This is a genomic window from Nocardia sp. NPDC003999 (assembly GCF_053604885.1).
In genome coordinates, this window is sequence record NZ_JBSGIB010000003.1 from 277,064 (window position 1) to 293,410 (window position 16,347).

Sequence of the window (16,347 nt, forward strand, 5' to 3'; positions counted from 1 at the left end):
CGTGGCCGATCATGTCTTCTATCCCTGGAGCGCACAGGCCGAATTGAACCCGGCTCCGATCACCGGGGCGTTCGGCTCCTACTTCTGGGACGACACCGGCAAGCGCTATCTGGACTTCTCCTCCCAGTTGGTCAACGTGAACATCGGCCACCAGCATCCGGACATCGTCGCGGCGATCGTCGCCCAGGCGCAGCGGTTGGCGACCATCTCGCCGACGGTCGGCAACGACGTCCGCAGCGAACTGGCCCGGCTGATCGTCGAGCGGGCTCCCGGCGAGCTGAACCGGATCCTGTTCACCACCGGCGGCGCCGAGGCCGTCGAGCACGCGGTGCGTTTGGCGCGAAGCTACACCGGGCGGACGAAAATGCTCGCCGCCTACCGCTCCTACCACGGCGGCACGGGCGTCGCGATCGGCCTGACCGGGGAACCGCGCCGCTGGGGCGCGGAACCGACAAACGTCGACGCGGTGCGGTTCTTCGGCCCCTACCCCTACCGGTCACCGTGGGGCACGACGACTCCCGAGGAAGAGACGGCCGCCGCGCTGCGGCACCTGCGGCAGGTCATCGAGCTCGAGGGCCCGCAGCACATCGCGGGGTTGATTTTGGAGACGGTGGTCGGCACCAACGGTGTGCTCGTCCCGCCGCCCGGTTATCTGGCCGGCGTGCGAGCGCTGTGCGACGAGTTCGGCATCGTCTACATCGCCGATGAGGTGATGGTCGGATTCGGACGGGTGGGCGAATGGTTCGCGGTACAGGCGTTCGGCGTCGAGCCGGACATCATCACCTTCGCCAAGGGGGTGAACTCCGGCTACGTCCCGCTCGGTGGCGTGCTCATGGCCGAGCGGATCGCGCAGCGCTACGACCATGTGGTGTATCCGGGCGGTCTCACCTACGCGGGTCATCCGCTGGCCTGCGCGGCGGGTGTCGCCTCGATCGCGGTCTTCGAGCGTGAGGGCATCCTCGATCACGTACGGGCGGTGGGCGCCGATGTGCTCGGAAAAGGCCTGCGCGAACTCGCCGGTCGTCATCCGAGCGTCGGCGAGGTCCGTGGACTCGGCTTCTTCTGGGCGCTGGAACTGGTCCGGGACCAGCGCAGCAGACAGCCGCTGATCCCGTTCGCGGCGGCGGGCGCGGACGCCGAGCCGATGGCCGCGGTCACCGCCGCGGCCAAGGCACGCGGGCTGTGGCCGTTCAACGCGGGCAATCGCCTTCAGATCGCGCCGCCGCTGACCACGACGGCCGACGAACTGCGCACCGGCCTCGAGATCGTCGACGAAGTGCTCGACGTGGCCGACGGCTACGTCGCGAGCTGACCGGCCGCTCAGTGCCGCGTCAGTTCCACCACGACGCCGCCCTGCTGCCAGGTCTGGTAGATATCGGCCTTGGAGGGTGAGCCGTCGGCGGTGAAGCCGATGCCGTTGTACTTGGCGTTCTGCTTGTTGTCCCGCGCGACGATCTCGTAGAGCCGCAGCACGTCGGCCTCGGAGGTGTGGACCACCGGGTCGAACGTGCGCGGCTCGCCGCCGAAGGAAGCCCGCACCGGATCGCCCGCCCGCAGGTTCTTCACCCACGGGCGCAGGGCGGTGCCGATCAGCAGAGTGTCGCCGTGCCGGGTGTAGGCCAGCGGCACGTCGTAGACCTTCCCCGACTTGCGCCCGACGACGTGCAGGATCATCAGCCGCTTGCCGACGACGCCGGACAGCCCGGGTACACGCAGCAGCGCGCGGACGACCCGATTCATCACGCCCTGATACGAAGGGATGCGCTCGGGACCGGATGTGGTCGGTGTGCCGTAGGGGTTTTCGGGCGACGCGTGCTCAGTCATGGCTTCCAGTATCGGAGCACACGCGGCGCTCGGCGGCGCGACGTCCGAGATCCGCCAGTGGGCGCCGGGCGGCCCGGGTGCACGTCCTCGGTACCCTGCGTACATGACTTCCGGGCAGACCGAGATCTGGCACAACCCGCGGTGCAGCAAGAGCCGCAACGCCACCGCGTTCCTGAACGACGCCGGTGTCGACTACACCGTGCGCAAGTATCTGGATCAGCCGCCGACGGCCGCCGAGCTGCGTGAGGTGTTGCGGCGGCTGGACGCCGAACCCTGGGACATCACCCGCACCGGCGAACAGATCGCCAAGGACCTCGGCATGGCGAGCTGGGCGCGGACCGCCGCGGACCGGGACCGTTGGATCGAAGCGCTGGTCGAACATCCCGGGCTGATCCAGCGGCCGATCGTGCTCACCGCCGACGGCGGGGCGGTGGTGGCCCGAGACGACGACGCACTGCGCGATCTGCTCTGACACCCGTTCCCGCCGTGTGGGATTCGGCGGTAGGGTCGGCGGACATGAAAGTACAACTGCGCCACAGTCCCGCCGCCGCCGTCGCGCGGTGCTTTCTCGCCGGGGGCGAGCCGATGCGGGTCGAGAGCGGCGCCATGGTGGCTCATTCGGCGGGAGTCACGTTGCAGGCCAAGGCCGAGGGCGGCATCCTGGCCGGACTGAAGCGGTCGGTGCTGGCCGGGGAGTCGTTCTTCGTCTCGACTTTCACCGCGCCGCCGCAGGGCGGGTGGGTCGACGTGGCGCCCGCGCTTCCCGGCGACATGTTGAACTTGCAGATCACGCCGGATCGGCCTTTCTTCATCAGCCGCGGGGGATGGATCGCCAATTCGCACGGTGTGCAGGTGGAGAGCAAGTGGGGCGGGTTCGCCAATCTGTTCGGCGGCGAAGGCGGATTCGGTCTGCGCGCGCACGGCGAGGGTGAGATCGTGGTGGGCGTGTTCGGCGCGATCGATGTGATCGATCTGCAACCGGGCGAGCCGATCACGATCGACACCGGGCACGTGGTCGCCTACGACCTGGCGATGAATTTCAGCATCCGGCGAGCGGTCTCGGGTCGATCGATCCAGTCGTTGAAGTCCGGCGAGGGTTTCGTCTTCGATTTCACCGGCCCCGGCCGGGTGCTGTTGCAGACACGCAATCCCGGCGCGTTCGCCGCCTGGGCCGCCTCCGTCGCCTCGTCCAGCTGATCAGGGCCTCGTCCCGTCATCTGCCGCTGACCGGGCGCCGATCAGCAGATCCGTGATCAGCAGGCGGGTGTCCGGGACGAACGGCCAGTCCGGATCGGCCAGACGCGCCAGCAGTTCGGCGTCGGTCCACCACCATCCCGCGGCGATCTCGTCGGGTTGGTGGCGAACCGGCCCGTCGTAGCGCGACTCGTACGCGAACAGATGACACCGCATCGGCCGACCGGCCCATTCGCCGTCCCAGGAGACCGTCGCCAGCGGTTCGGGCGAGACGGCGGCGGGGTTCGGCGTGACGCCCAGTTCTTCGGCCAGTTCGCGCAGGGCCGTCTCGCGCGGCGCTTCGCCCGGCGCGACCACACCACCGGCCAGGCAGTCGTGCATGCTCGCGAAAACGAGCTTGGTGTCGGTGCGGCGGTGCACGTAGACGCGCTCGCCGTCACCGGAGCGCAGGAGCACCCCCGCGCTGGCGTGCCACAATCCGTCGCGGTAGACCGTGGCCCGCTCGGCGGCCCCCACCGGGTTGCCCGCCGCATCGTAGATGGCGATCGTTTCCGCGCTCGGATCTCCGGTGTGGGGCGGCTCGCGATGAGGCGGCGGAGCGGACATGGGTCGAGAGTAACGTGAACACCGCAGGCCACAGGGAGAGAGGATCGCCGCCCATGGTGCTTCCGCACGCACTGGCGAATTTCAACCGGCATGTCACCAATCCGACCGCGGGCCTGGTCGCGGGACGCGCGCCCGGGTTCGGCATCGTGCTGCACAAGGGCAGGAAGTCGGGCCGGTCCTACCGCACCCCGGTCATGGTCTTCGAGCAGGACGGCGCTTACCGGATCGCGCTGACGTATGGCCGGAATGTCGACTGGGTCAAGAACATCTGCGCGGCCGGTGGTTTCGCCCTGGAAACCCGCGGCCATGTGGTCGAGCTGACCGATCCGGTCGTGCGGCACGACCCCTCCGCGGTATGGGCGCCACTCGGCGTGCGGCAGATGCTGAAGACGATCTCGGCGGACTACTACGTCGAGTCCCGTCCGGCGGACTGATACGGAAGGCGAGCCGTCCCGGCCGCTATGCGTCCGGGACCGATTCGCTGGTGCGGCTGAGCACCGATGGAGACAGCCCGAACGTCCGGCGGCAGGTGCGGGTGAGATCCGCGCCATCGGAGAAACCGGCCGCGTGCGCGGCGGTCGTGAGGTCGTCTCCGGCCAGCGCGCGGGTCCGCGCTATGTGCAGCCGCAGCCAGAGGATATAGCGGCGCAACGGAATTCCCATCTGCTCGGTGAACAGGTGGGACAGTCGGGGCGCGGGAATACCCAACTGTCGTGCGACATCCGCGCCCCGCACCGACCCGGTGCGCACCAGTGCGGGCAGCAGTTGCAGGGCCGCCGTGATCACCGCGTGCCGCTCGCTCGCGCCGGACGCGCCGTCCTGGGGCAGCAGATCGTCGACGACGGCGGTGACCTGCGCGGTCAGGTCTCCACCACCGGCGGTGATGCCGAGGGCGTCGGCGCTGTCGACCCAGCCGTTGAGGTGCGCTCTGCGATCCGCCGCCGCACCGGCGGCCGTCTCGGGGTCGAGGTAGACGGCCGTGCCGTGCGCGGCGCCTACGTCGATCCGGTGCGGCGCGTCGGTCGGCACGATGACGTGGGTGCCCTGCTTGCGGACGCCGCTACCGTCCACCACCACGATCGGCGTGCTCGCGGCGACGATCTGCACCGCGTGATGCGCGTGTAACTCCGTCGGACCGACCGATCCGGCGAAAGCCAGCACCCCCGGCCGGAGCAGCGCGACACCCGCTCGCGCCGGTTCGTCCGCCGCGCCGCCAGGCGCCATCGAGAAGCCGTTGGTGACCAGAGCCTTCATCATGGGATGCTCCCGGCTGAGACACTCGCGCTGAATCCTGGGATGAGCGTATCGGTTTCGCGCAGGCGGTATTCCCGATTCCTCCGATTGCCGCCGTTCGCCGGGGCAGTGCGGTCCGAGCCGCCGCCCCGGCCCGCCGATCACCGCACGGCCGCGCCTACGACCGGATTCCGGCATCGATCATGAGTTCGCCACTCGATTGCTCGCAGCGAAAGACGCCGCTCAGCTCTCCGTCACCTCGACGCCGCGCCAGAACGCGACATAGTCCTTGATCTGCGCGGCCTTGGTCTTCGGCTCCGGGTAGAACCAGGCGGCGTCGGTGTTGCTGTCTCCGTCGACCACTACGGTGTAGTAGCTGGCGGTGCCCTTCCACGGGCAGTAGCTGTGCGTGTCGGAGGGCTGGAAGAACTCCGGTCGGATCGAGTCCGGCGGGAAGTAGTGATTGCCCTCGACGATGATGGTGTCATTGCTGGTCGCGAGGACGCGGCCGTGCCAAGTTGCCGTTGCCATCCTTCGATTCTGCACCGATCCCACCGGTGGGCGGCGGCCGAGTATGTGCGGCCGGCCGCCTACATCACTCGGGACGCTCCGGCCGGTGGAGTTCGACCGCCAATGCCACCAGTTCGCTCAGGTGCTCGCCGTCGGATCCGGCCCGTCGCATCGCTTCGGCTACGGGAAAGGTGCGCACCTCGAGGATCTGCTCGGCGTCGTCGGGATTGGTCGGGGCGGATTCGAGCACCACGTCCGCGGTGCACCACAGCCACGCCTTGTGCGGATGGGGCTGCCACTCGCGATACGGTGCCGGACCGTTGCTCGTCGCATGGTGCGCGCCGAACCATCGGATCGGTCCGACCGGGCGTGCGCCCGCCTCCTCCCGCAGTTCGCGGCGCACGCAGGCGTCGATCGACTCGCCGCGTTCCCTGGTGCCGCCCGGAATCAGCCAGACGTCGCGATCATCGCGACAGAGCACGATCTCGTCGCCGACGAAACAGACGACGTGGATATTGGTGACCAGTTCGTCGGACGGGAGTGTGGTGGAGAACCGGACATCCAGGTCGCCCCACGCCCAGTGAGCCGGTGTGTGCAGCAAGGGGTAGCGGTCGGCAAGCGTCACAGCACGACGGTAGCGGCTGCCGCGCGCCGGGGCCGCCGGCCTTCGCGGCATGTGCGGGTACGACAAGCCCTGCGCCACAACGGAGCCGACGGCATGGGCACGCCGTATCCCCGGCCCTGGGATACGGGCATCATGGCGTTTCAGCGTTCCCGCGCCAGCGTTCGGAAACTCACGTTCCAGAACCACTCCACCGGCCCGCGCTCGAAGCGTCGTAGCCACAGGTGCGCTCCGCAGGCGATGATCAGCGATACCAGCACGTAGACACCGACGGTGAACGGGACACGGTCATCGGGCGAGACGCGCGCCGCGAGTCCGAAACCCCAGCCGTAACAGAGGATCGATGCCACCAGGTTCTGCAGGATGTAGCAGCTGAGCGCGGTGCGGCCGATCTCGGTGAACCGACGCCCGGCGAACCCGGCGCCGGGACGCCGCAGGTACCACTCGGCGACCGCGGCCAGAATGCCCAGAGAGACGAACGGCGCGCTGCCGTACCGGGTGAACAGGATGAGGTCGCCACCGCCCAGTATGCCGACGCCCAGGTCGATCGGCGCGGCGACGCCGAAGCCGAGGATCATCAGCCGCTTGCGCAGTCGCGCGCCTTCCGGGCCGAACACGCCCGCCCGGAACAGCCGGGCGCCGGTCAGGAACAGCGCGACCGACATCGCGAAGACGAAGATCGTCTCCATCCGGAACAGCCCGGCGTTGCCGAGCCGGAACGCCGCGAGCTCCCAGAACGAGCCGTCCGCATACGGATTCGGGTCCAGCGCACGACGCGCCTGCGCGTCCTGGCTCGGCGCGAACGCCAGAGCGAGCCCGATGAGCGTCAACAGCGACACGTGCACGGCCGCCGCGCCCACCAGCCAGCGCCGCCGCGCCCGCGCACCGGTGGCGAGCACGAACGCGACCACGAGTCCGGTCACCGCGTACCCCATGAGGACGTCGAACTCGGCGACGAAAACGAAGTTGACCAGACCGTCCAGGAACAGCAAGCCCGCCCGCCACGGGTACTTCCCCGGCCAGCGGCGCCCGGCCTCGGTCGCGGAGCGTTGCTGGATGGCCAGGCCGATGCCGAACATGACGGTGAGCAGCCCGAGGAACTTGCCCTGCGCCAGCTGCTGGAGCACGCGCTCGGTCCACGTCCATCCGCCGGCCTCGCCACCCATGTCGTGCAGATACCCGACCAGCCCCTCCGGGTTGGTGATGATCCAGATGTTGGTGGCGAGGGTGCCGAGAATCGCGATCCCGCGTAGCACGTCCAATGCGACGAGCCGGGCGGGCGCGGGTGGTGGGGGAGGCGACGGGCGATGCTGCTCGGCGGTCTCCAGGCGGCGGGCTGCGATCGATTCGGACATGTCCCGACTATCGCGCCGACCTGCGCCGCGAGGGGTCCTCCGGAAGTACCACCTGCGGTATGACATTGGACTCCGCCGGTCGCGGGGGGTCGGGCCGGGTGCGTGACTTAGGCTCGATGCCATGCAGCGCATCATCGGAATAGAGGTCGAATACGGCATCTCGACCCCGACCGAGCCGTCGGCCAACCCGATCCTCACCTCGACCCAGGCGGTCCTGGCCTACGCCGCGGCGGAGGGCGTGCCGCGCGCCAAGCGCACGCGCTGGGACTACGAGGTGGAGTCGCCGCTGCGCGACGCCCGCGGATTCGACCTGAGCCGGATGAACGGTCCCGCGCCGGTGATCGACGCCGACGAGGTGGGCGCCGCGAACATGATCCTCACCAACGGCGCCCGGCTCTACGTCGACCATGCCCACCCGGAATACTCCGCGCCCGAGGTCACCGACCCCCTGGACGCGGTGATCTGGGACAAGGCGGGCGAGCGGGTGATGGAGGCCGCCGCGCGGCACGCCTCGAGCGTGCCGGGGGCTCCGCGGCTGCAGCTGTACAAGAACAACGTCGACGGCAAGGGCGCCTCGTACGGCACCCACGAGAACTACCTGATGAGCCGGGACACCCCGTTCAACCAGATCATCGTCGGGCTCACGCCGTTCTTCGTGTCCCGCCAGGTGGTGTGCGGCTCCGGCCGGGTCGGCATCGGCCAGTCCGGCGACCACGCGGGCTTCCAGCTGTCCCAGCGTTCGGACTACATCGAGGTCGAGGTCGGCCTGGAGACCACGCTCAAACGGGGCATCATCAACACCCGCGACGAACCGCACGCCGATGCCGACAAATACCGCAGGCTGCACGTCATCATCGGTGACGCCAACCTGGCCGAGATGTCCACCTACCTCAAGGTCGGCACCACCGCCTTGGTCCTCGACCTGATCGAAGCGGGCGAGGACCTGTCGGATCTGCAGCTGGCCCGCCCGGTCACCGCGGTGCACACCATCAGTCACGACCCCACGCTGCGGGCGACGGTCGCGCTCGCCGACGGCCGCGAGCTGACCGGTCTCGCGTTGCAGCGCGTCTACCTGGACCGGGTGATCAAGTTCGTCGACCGCACCGGCAACGACGACAAGCGCGTCCAGGACATCATCGAGAACTGGGCGATGGTCCTGGACCTGCTCGAACGCGATCCGATGGAGTGCGCGAACCTGCTCGACTGGCCGGCCAAGCTGCGCCTGCTCGAGGGCATGCGCAGCCGCGAGGGCCTCGGCTGGGCGGCCCCCAAGTTGCACCTTATGGATCTGCAGTACTCCGACGTGCGCCTGGACAAGGGGCTCTACAACCGCCTGGTCGCCCGCGGCTCGATGAAGCGGCTGGTCACCGAGCAGCAGGTCCTCGACGCCATGACCAACCCGCCCACCGACACCCGCGCCTACTTCCGCGGCGAATGCCTGCGCCGCTTCGGCGCCGACATCGCGGCGGCCAGCTGGGACTCGGTGATCTTCGACCTGGGCGGCGACTCCCTGGTCCGCATCCCCACCCTGGAACCCCGCCGCGGCACCAAGGCCCACGTCGGCAAACTCCTCGACGGCGTGACCACCGCCGCGGACCTGGTGGAGCAGCTGACGACATAGTCCACCTGCGCGAGACCAACACCGCCACACAAAATAGGCACACTGTCGGTGCTGGTAGGTAGTGTTGAGGGACGAGCACGGACAATGCTCATGATCGGGACCGTGCTCACCATGGGTCCCGATCATGGTGAGGACAGAGGAGGTCGGCTGCCATGGCACAAGAGCAGACCAAGCGCGCCGGGGGTGGCGACGAGGACGAGGGCCCCGACGGTGTAGACGCCGCCGGTCAGGAGCGCCGCGAAAAGCTGGCGGAGGAAACCGACGACCTGCTCGACGAGATCGATGACGTGCTCGAGGAGAACGCCGAGGACTTCGTCCGCGCGTACGTGCAGAAAGGTGGCCAGTGACAGTCGGTGACCCCTCGCGTCTCCACCTGGGGTACGCCCTTTCTTCCTTCTCCGACTATCTCCGCATGCATGCTCCGGATCTTTTGCCCAGCAACAGGTTCGGACAGGGTGCCGCCGGAATCCCCGGCGGCACTTCCGCGAAGGAGATCGCTCCGCACGGCACCACCATCGTGGCGGTGAGTTATCGCGGCGGTGTGCTGATCGCCGGTGACCGCCGTGCCACCCAGGGGAACCTGCTGGCCAGCCGGGATATCGAGAAGGTCTACATCACCGACAGCTATTCCGCGGCGGGCATCGCAGGCACCGCGGGCATGGCGGTGGAGATGGTGCGGATCTTCGCGGTGGAACTGGAGCACTACGAGAAGCTCGAGGGCGTGCCGCTGACCTTCGACGGCAAGGCCAACAAGCTGTCGAAGATGGTGCGCGAGAATCTGCCCGCGGCCCTGCAGGGTCTGGCGGTGGTGCCGATGCTGGTCGGCTACGACCTGGACGCCACCGATGCCGACAAGGCGGGCCGCATTGTTTCGTTCGATGTGGTGGGTGGACGCAGCGAGGAGCGATTCGGGTACGCCGCGGTCGGTTCCGGCTCGATGTTCGCGAAGTCCTCGCTGAAGAAGTTGTACGCCAAGGGAATCGATCAGGATCGCGCGTTGCGCATCGCTGTCGAGTCGCTGTTCGACGCGGCCGACGACGACACCGCGACGGGTGGCCCGGATCTGGTGCGCGGCATCTTCCCGACGGCGATCGTGATCGATGAGGAGGGTGCGGTCGAGGTGACCGAGTCGCGGCTGGCGGAGATCACCCGCGGCATCGTCGCCGACCGCGAGGCCGCCGAAGAAGGGAGCGCCTGATCATGACGTTGCCGTACTACGCGTCGGCCGAGCAGATCATGCGCGACAAGACCGAGCTCGCGCGCAAGGGCATCGCTCGGGGGCGCAGCGTCGTGGTCTTGACGTATGACAAGGGTGTGCTGTTCGTCGCGGAGAACCCGTCCGCGACGCTGCACAAGGTGAGTGAGCTCTACGACCGCATCGGGTTCGCCGCGGTCGGCAAGTACAACGAGTTCGAGAATCTGCGCAGGGGCGGCATCCTGCAGGCCGACATTCGCGGGTATCAGTACGACCGCCGCGATGTCACCGGCCGGGCGCTGGCCAATGCCTACGCGCAGACGCTCGGCACGATCTTCACCGATCAGCTCAAGCCGTACGAGGTGGAGATCTGTGTGGCGGAGGTGGGTTATCCGGAGCAGGCCGCGCAATCGGTGCTGTACCGGATCACCTTCGACGGGTCGATCGTGGACGAGCGCGAGTTCGTGGTGATGGGCGGCACCACGGAGCCGATCGTCACCGCGCTGAAGTCGTCGTACCAGCCGGGTCTGGACCTGGCCTCCGCGGTCGGCGTCGCGGTGCGCGCGTTGCAGGCGGGCGTTCCGGAAGGCGCGGAGAAGGAGAAGCGGGTGCTGGGCGTGAGCTCGCTCGAGGTCGCGACCTTGGAGCAGGCGCGTCCGCGCCGGGCGTTCCGGCGGGTGCCCAACGCCACGCTGGAGCGTCTGCTGAGTCCGGCGGAGGCGGTCGAGAAGCCCGCGGTGGTGGAGACCGGCTCCGAGCCGAAGGATGAGAAACCGTCGGCGAAGGAGACTCCGTCGGCGGAGTGATCCGCCGGGCCGACGACCTCGACGGCCCGCGAACGACGCTTGGTTCGCGGGCCGTATCGGCATGTCCGGGGCCGGGCCGAACTGTGCATCCTCCGGCGAAACCGGCGTTTCACCCGGGCAAATTCCGACAAAGCGGGCCAAATCGTTGTGAAGACGTATGCATACGGGTTGTTCGGTGCCCCACGCAAGACCTCGACTTGGCTGTAATGTCGATGGTGTGCAGCGACGAATTATGGGGATCGAGACCGAGTTCGGTGTGACATGCACCTTCCACGGTCACCGTCGACTGTCCCCCGACGAGGTGGCCCGGTATCTGTTCCGCCGGGTGGTGTCCTGGGGCCGTAGCTCGAACGTGTTCCTCCGCAACGGTGCCCGGCTCTACCTCGATGTCGGGTCGCATCCGGAGTACGCGACCGCGGAATGCGACAACCTGGCGCAATTGGTGACCCACGACCGTGCGGGCGAACGGGTCCTCGAAGAGTTGCTGATCGACGCCGAGCAGCGTCTGGCCGAAGAAGGCATCGGCGGCGACATCTACTTGTTCAAGAACAACACCGACTCGGCGGGCAACTCCTACGGCTGCCACGAGAACTTCCTGGTGGTGCGCGCGGGCGAGTTCTCCCGGATCTCCGACGTGCTGCTGCCGTTCCTGGTCACCCGTCAGCTGATCTGCGGCGCGGGCAAGGTGCTGCAGACGCCGAAGGCCGCCACCTTCTGCCTGTCGCAGCGCGCCGAGCACATCTGGGAGGGCGTCTCCTCGGCGACCACTCGCTCGCGGCCGATCATCAACACCCGCGACGAGCCGCACGCCGATGCGGAGAAGTACCGCCGCCTGCACGTGATCGTCGGCGACTCCAACATGTCCGAGACCACCACCATGCTCAAGGTCGGCACGGCCGCCTTGGTGCTGGAGATGATCGAGGCGGGTGTCTCGTTCCGCGACTTCGCGCTGGACAATCCGATCCGCGCGATCCGCGAGGTGAGCCACGACCTGACCGGTCGGCGCCCGGTGCGCCTGGCAGGCGGTCGGCAGGCCAGCGCCCTGGACATCCAGCGCGAGTACTACGCCCGCGCCGTGGAGCATCTGCGCAATCGGGACCGCGATCCCCAGATCGATCAGGTGGTCGACCTGTGGGGCCGCACCCTGGACGCGGTGGAGGCGCAGGACTTCGCGAAGGTCGACACCGAGATCGACTGGGTGATCAAGCGCAAGCTGTTCCAGCGCTACCAGGACCGGTACGGCATGGAGCTGTCCGATCCCAAGATCGCCCAGCTGGATCTGGCCTATCACGACATCAAGCGCGGACGCGGCGTCTTCGACCTGCTGCAGCGCAAGGGCCTGGCCAAGCGGGTCACCGAGGACGAGGCCGTGGACGCCGCGGTCGACACCCCGCCGCAGACCACCAGGGCCAAGCTGCGCGGTGACTTCATCACCGCGGCCCAGGAGGCGGGCCGCGACTTCACCGTCGACTGGGTGCACCTGAAGCTGAACGACCAGGCGCAGCGCACCGTGCTGTGCAAGGACCCGTTCCGTTCGGTCGACGAGCGCGTAGATCGTCTGATCGCATCGATGTAATTTGCCGTGTTGGTTTTCCAGCGCCTGCGGCGCTGGGTGTTCGCGGCCCCCTGGTGGCTCGCGAACGGAACAGGCTCGGTCTCGCTTCGCTCGAAACCTATGGTCGAGGTGCGCTGGGCGCTTCGGTGAATGAAGTTTCGATCTGAACACTGCTGTCCAGACGGCAGTTCGTTCGGTCGTGTGCTTGGATATCGGGCGCAAGCGGTTGACCGTGTGGCTCGCGTTCGAGCGACGGTCTATCGCCTCGTCGCGAAGACGAGTCTGGCGTGCGGGCATGATCGAGGCATGATCATCGCCTTCTCCGTCACACCGCTCGGGACCGGCGTCGACGTCGGGCGCGCCGTCGCCGAAGCGGTCCGCGTGGTGCGCGCCAGCGGACTGCCCAATCGCACCGATGCCATGTTCACCACCGTCGAGGGCGAATGGGACGAGGTGATGGCCGTCGTGAAACAGGCGACCGACGCCATCCTCGCCGTCGCTCCACGCTGCAGCTTGGTGTTGAAGGCCGACATCCGTCCCGGCGTGACGGATGCGATGACCGCCAAGGTGGAGAAGGTCGAGCGCTATTTGTCGGAAGACTGATGGTCCGCGCACGCGGCCGCCGCGTAGGCGACGAAGGAGCAAGCGGCGGTCGCGCGAACGCGAGCGATGAGAGGGCCGCGAACACGCCGCTACGAAGTAGCGGCCGAACCAACACAGCCCGGCTGCGCAGATTACCCTCTATCGGGTGGCGATATCCAAGGTCGAGCGGCTGATGAATCTGGTCATCGCGCTGCTGTCGACCCGGCAGTTCCTGACCGCCGAGCGGATCCGGGTGAGCGTGGCCGGATACGAGGACTCCGCCAGCGACGAGGCGTTCAGCCGGATGTTCGAGCGGGACAAGAACGAACTGCGTGATCTGGGGATTCCGCTGGAAGTCGGTCCGGTGAGCCGGTACTCGACGGTGGAGGGCTACCGGATCAACCGCGACGCCTACGAGCTCCCCGACATCGATCTGAGCGATCAGGAGGCCGCCGCCGTCGCGGTGGCCGTGCAGATGTGGGAATCGCCGGAACTCGCCGCCGCCGCGGAGGGGGCGTTGCTCAAACTGCGCGCGGCGGGCATCCACGTGGAAACCGACGCCGCCGTGGCGTCCGTGCCGGCGGTTCCGGCCCGCGCTCGGGGCTCCGAACCCGTGCTCGGCAAACTCCTCGCCGCGATCGACGCGGGCCAGGCGGTGCGGTTCGAGCACCGCGGCGCGATCAACGCCCCCTATCTCATGCGCGACGTCGAACCGTGGGGCGTCGTCACCCATCACGGCCGCTGGTACCTGGTCGGGCACGACCGGGACCGGGACGCGGTGCGCAGTTTCCGGCTGTCCCGCATCGGCGACGATGTGACCGCGTATGGCCCGCGCAACGCCGTCCACAAGCCGGAGGGCGTCGACCTGCGCGCCATCGTCGACCAGGTCACCAGCACCGCGCCGGTCAGCGGCTCGGCGACGGTCTGGGTGGCCGAAGGGCGCGGGCGGGAGATCCGCAGGCTCGGCCAGGTGACCGGTGAGCGCGTCGTCGGCGGCCGTACGGGCGCCGTCGTCGAGCTTCCGGTGCGATCCCGCGATTGGCTGGCCCGGCTGATCACCGGCCTGGGCCCGGACGCCGTGGTACTCGCCCCCGAGTCGCTGCGTGCCGATGTCATCGCGCGGCTGCGTTCGGTGTTCGACCGCACGGAGGTGCGGGCATGAGCTCGCGGCTCTCGGTCCGGCTGTCCCGGCTGCTCAACATGATCCCGTACTTCATCGCCCACCCGGGCATCAGCGCGGCCGAGGCCGCCGCCGACCTGGGCGTGACCACCAAACAGTTGATGAGCGACCTCAATCAGCTGTGGATGTGTGGGCTTCCCGGGTACGGACCGGGCGACCTGATCGACTTGTCGTTCTCCGAGGAGAGCATCGAAGTCACCTTCTCCGCAGGCATCGACCGTCCGTTGCGGTTGACCTCCACCGAGGCGACCGCGTTGCTGGTCGCGCTGCGTTCGATCGTCGACATGCCCGGCATGGTGGACCCGACGGCGGCCCACGCGGCCATCGCGAAGATAGAAGCGGCGATCGCGGGCGGCGCGGAACTCGCGGAGAACGGGCGGTCGCGAACCCCGCCGCCGGAGGCGCCCGCGGTGGCCGCCGTGCGGTCGGCGCTGGCGCTCGGCCGTGCGCTGCGGTTGGTGTACTACTCCGCCAGTCGCGACGTGGTGTCCGAACGCATCGTCGACCCGATCCGCATCGTCCTCGTGGACGACAACAGCTACCTGCAAGCGTGGTGCAGGCAGGCCGAGGGGGTGCGGCTGTTCCGCTTCGACCGGATCGAGGCCGCGACCGAGCTGGACGAACTCGCCCGGCCGCCCGTGCATGCCACCGACGCGACGGCGGGCCTGGACCTGTTCCAGGACGATCCCGCGGTCGCCTTGGCGCGCTTGCGGATTCACGCCGATTACGCTTGGGTGCTGGATCAGTACCCGATGCATCGGCTGGCGGTGCATCCCGACGGCAGCCTGGAGGCGACCATGCGGTTCGCCACGCTGGACTGGATGGCCCGCCTGCTGCTCGGTTTCGGGGCGGGTGTCACCGTCCTCGGCCCGCCGGAGCTGGTGGCGGCGGTGCGTGAGCGGTCGAACGCCGCGCTGGCCGCCTACGAGGAAGCCGGATACCTGGAGGCCAGATGAGGAAGGCAGAGGCCCTACCAGCATGAACAGTCGTGTGCTGGTGGTAGGCGCGGGCAGCATCGGCAACTTCGTCGGCGGCAAGCTCGGTGTAGCGGGCGCGGAGGTCACCCTGGTCGGCCGCAGGCGCGTGCTCGGCGAACTCGGCGCGTCCGGGCTCCGGCTCACCGACCTCGACGGCGGCGACGACGCGTTGCCGCCGGATCGATTCCACCGCGCCACCGAACCGGATGACGTCGGCTCGGCGGACCTGGTGCTGGTCACGGTGAAATCGGCGGCGACGGCGGAGGCGGTGCGCGACCTCGCGGGCAAGATCCGGCCGGGCACCGTCGTGCTCAGCCTGCAGAACGGCATCGGCAACGACTCGGTGATCCGGGAGATCCTGCCGCACTGCGTGGTCCTGGCCGGAATGGTGATGTTCAACGTCGTGCACCACCCCGGCGGGCGTTTCCATCGCGGCACCGAGGGCGGTCTCGCGGTACAGGACGATCCGGCTCTGGCACCGTTCCTGGACGAATTCGAGCGAGCGGGGCTCGGCCTGCGCCGGTATCCCGACCTGCGGCCGGTGCAGTGGGCGAAGCTGCTGCTGAACTTGAACAACCCGGTCAACGCGCTGTCGGGGCGCCCGCTGCGGGAAGAACTCGCCGACCGGGACTACCGCCGTTGCCTCGCGCTCACCCAGCGCGAAGCGCTCGAGGTGATGAACAAGGCGCGAATTCGCCCCGCCCGGCTGACCCCACTGCCGCCCCGGGTGATGGCCGCGCTGCTGACCGTTCCCGACGGCCTCTTCCGGCGGGTAGCCGGGCAGGTGCTGGCCATCGATCCGATGGCGCGTTCGTCCATGGCGGACGACCTGGAGCTGGGCCGTACCACCGAAATATCCTGGCTGTGCGGGGAAATCGTCGAACTGGGCGCGATGGTCGGGATGCCGACGCCGGTGAATCAGCGGCTGATCGAATTGATCGTCGCGGCCGAGCAGGGCGGCAGGCGCGCGTGGACCGGACGGGAGCTGCTCGGCCAACTGCGGGCCGCAGCGGCGGGCGCCCCGCCCGAACGCAGGGCGAACGAGCGGTGACGGCGGCGTTCGCGCACGTCACCCTCCGGTAGCATC

The 16,347-nt window shown here is 68.6% G+C and carries 19 protein-coding genes; 13 read left to right on the forward strand and 6 right to left on the reverse strand.

Annotation, left to right across the window (positions count from 1 at the left end):
* The first annotated feature begins 1 nt into the window (after position 1).
* Positions 2–1,312: an aminotransferase class III-fold pyridoxal phosphate-dependent enzyme gene (locus tag ACWESM_RS08825; RefSeq protein ID WP_452491215.1), complete on the forward strand. Its 1,311-nt coding sequence runs from the start codon at positions 2–4 to the stop codon at positions 1,310–1,312.
* 8 nt (positions 1,313–1,320) lie between these two features.
* Here the strand turns inward: ACWESM_RS08825 and ACWESM_RS08830 are convergent, their stop codons facing one another.
* Positions 1,321–1,824, reverse strand: coding sequence for a nitroreductase/quinone reductase family protein (locus ACWESM_RS08830; RefSeq protein WP_452491216.1), 504 nt, complete (start codon positions 1,822–1,824; stop codon positions 1,321–1,323).
* 103 nt (positions 1,825–1,927) lie between these two features.
* Here ACWESM_RS08830 and ACWESM_RS08835 point away from each other — a divergent pair, with 103 nt between their 5' ends.
* Together ACWESM_RS08835 and ACWESM_RS08840 are read left to right on the forward strand one after the other, a co-directional pair.
* The gene (locus tag ACWESM_RS08835; RefSeq protein WP_364428320.1) at positions 1,928–2,296 is read left to right on the forward strand and encodes an arsenate reductase family protein; all 369 of its coding nucleotides are present in this window, start codon (positions 1,928–1,930) and stop codon (positions 2,294–2,296) included.
* A 44-nt stretch (positions 2,297–2,340) separates the two neighbouring features.
* Entirely contained in the window at positions 2,341–3,021 is a 681-nt protein-coding gene (locus ACWESM_RS08840; protein ID WP_195080044.1) for a TIGR00266 family protein, read from the forward strand.
* Here the strand turns inward: ACWESM_RS08840 and ACWESM_RS08845 are convergent, their stop codons facing one another.
* Positions 3,022–3,624: an NUDIX hydrolase gene (locus ACWESM_RS08845; RefSeq protein WP_452491217.1), complete on the reverse strand. Its 603-nt coding sequence runs from the start codon at positions 3,622–3,624 to the stop codon at positions 3,022–3,024.
* 53 nt (positions 3,625–3,677) lie between these two features.
* Between ACWESM_RS08845 and ACWESM_RS08850 the strand changes: the two genes are divergently transcribed.
* Positions 3,678–4,058, forward strand: coding sequence for a nitroreductase family deazaflavin-dependent oxidoreductase (locus ACWESM_RS08850; protein WP_355077548.1), 381 nt, complete (start codon positions 3,678–3,680; stop codon positions 4,056–4,058).
* A gap of 25 nt (positions 4,059–4,083) precedes the next feature.
* Here ACWESM_RS08850 and ACWESM_RS08855 read toward each other — a convergent pair whose 3' ends face one another.
* The 4 genes from ACWESM_RS08855 to ACWESM_RS08870 all read right to left on the reverse strand — a co-directional run bounded on the left by ACWESM_RS08855 (position 4,084) and on the right by ACWESM_RS08870 (position 7,344).
* Entirely contained in the window at positions 4,084–4,881 is a 798-nt protein-coding gene (locus ACWESM_RS08855; RefSeq protein WP_364428315.1) for an AraC family transcriptional regulator, read from the reverse strand.
* Between the two features lie 219 nt (positions 4,882–5,100).
* Positions 5,101–5,388, reverse strand: coding sequence for a DUF427 domain-containing protein (locus tag ACWESM_RS08860; protein WP_355077552.1), 288 nt, complete (start codon positions 5,386–5,388; stop codon positions 5,101–5,103).
* Positions 5,389–5,452: 64 nt separating this feature from the next.
* Positions 5,453–5,992: an NUDIX hydrolase gene (locus tag ACWESM_RS08865; RefSeq protein WP_355077553.1), complete on the reverse strand. Its 540-nt coding sequence runs from the start codon at positions 5,990–5,992 to the stop codon at positions 5,453–5,455.
* A gap of 140 nt (positions 5,993–6,132) precedes the next feature.
* Positions 6,133–7,344, reverse strand: a complete 1,212-nt coding sequence (locus ACWESM_RS08870; RefSeq protein ID WP_452491218.1) for a DUF418 domain-containing protein — start codon at positions 7,342–7,344, stop codon at positions 6,133–6,135.
* 121 nt (positions 7,345–7,465) lie between these two features.
* On the opposite strand from ACWESM_RS08870, the gene dop reads away from it, so the two are divergent.
* The 9 genes from dop (at position 7,466) to ACWESM_RS08915 (ending at position 16,311) form a co-directional block, all read left to right on the forward strand.
* On the forward strand, positions 7,466–8,965 hold the full coding sequence (gene dop, locus ACWESM_RS08875; protein WP_039798407.1) for a depupylase/deamidase Dop: 1,500 nt from the start codon (positions 7,466–7,468) through the stop codon (positions 8,963–8,965).
* 152 nt (positions 8,966–9,117) lie between these two features.
* On the forward strand, positions 9,118–9,312 hold the full coding sequence (locus ACWESM_RS08880) for a ubiquitin-like protein Pup (RefSeq protein ID WP_014986166.1): 195 nt from the start codon (positions 9,118–9,120) through the stop codon (positions 9,310–9,312).
* Positions 9,309–10,163, forward strand: coding sequence for a proteasome subunit beta (gene prcB, locus ACWESM_RS08885; protein ID WP_355077558.1), 855 nt, complete (start codon positions 9,309–9,311; stop codon positions 10,161–10,163). The genes ACWESM_RS08880 and prcB overlap by 4 nt, the downstream gene beginning before the upstream one ends.
* A 2-nt stretch (positions 10,164–10,165) precedes the next feature.
* The gene (prcA, locus tag ACWESM_RS08890; protein ID WP_397279002.1) at positions 10,166–10,966 is read left to right on the forward strand and encodes a proteasome subunit alpha; all 801 of its coding nucleotides are present in this window, start codon (positions 10,166–10,168) and stop codon (positions 10,964–10,966) included.
* Between the two features lie 217 nt (positions 10,967–11,183).
* The gene (gene pafA, locus ACWESM_RS08895) at positions 11,184–12,542 is read left to right on the forward strand and encodes a Pup--protein ligase (RefSeq protein WP_174186519.1); all 1,359 of its coding nucleotides are present in this window, start codon (positions 11,184–11,186) and stop codon (positions 12,540–12,542) included.
* 285 nt (positions 12,543–12,827) lie between these two features.
* A complete protein-coding gene (locus tag ACWESM_RS08900; RefSeq protein WP_356962060.1) occupies positions 12,828–13,124 on the forward strand; it encodes an MTH1187 family thiamine-binding protein in 297 nt (98 codons plus the stop codon).
* 145 nt (positions 13,125–13,269) lie between these two features.
* Positions 13,270–14,265 (forward strand): helix-turn-helix transcriptional regulator, encoded by a 996-nt coding sequence (locus ACWESM_RS08905; RefSeq protein ID WP_355077562.1) that lies wholly within the window; start codon positions 13,270–13,272, stop codon positions 14,263–14,265.
* Positions 14,262–15,239 carry a helix-turn-helix transcriptional regulator gene (locus ACWESM_RS08910; RefSeq protein ID WP_355077564.1) on the forward strand — a complete coding sequence of 326 codons (978 nt, stop codon included), beginning with the start codon at positions 14,262–14,264 and terminating at the stop codon, positions 15,237–15,239. Before ACWESM_RS08905 ends, ACWESM_RS08910 begins: the two co-directional genes overlap by 4 nt.
* A gap of 22 nt (positions 15,240–15,261) precedes the next feature.
* A complete protein-coding gene (locus tag ACWESM_RS08915; RefSeq protein ID WP_452491219.1) occupies positions 15,262–16,311 on the forward strand; it encodes a 2-dehydropantoate 2-reductase in 1,050 nt (349 codons plus the stop codon).
* Positions 16,312–16,347: the final 36 nt, after the last annotated feature.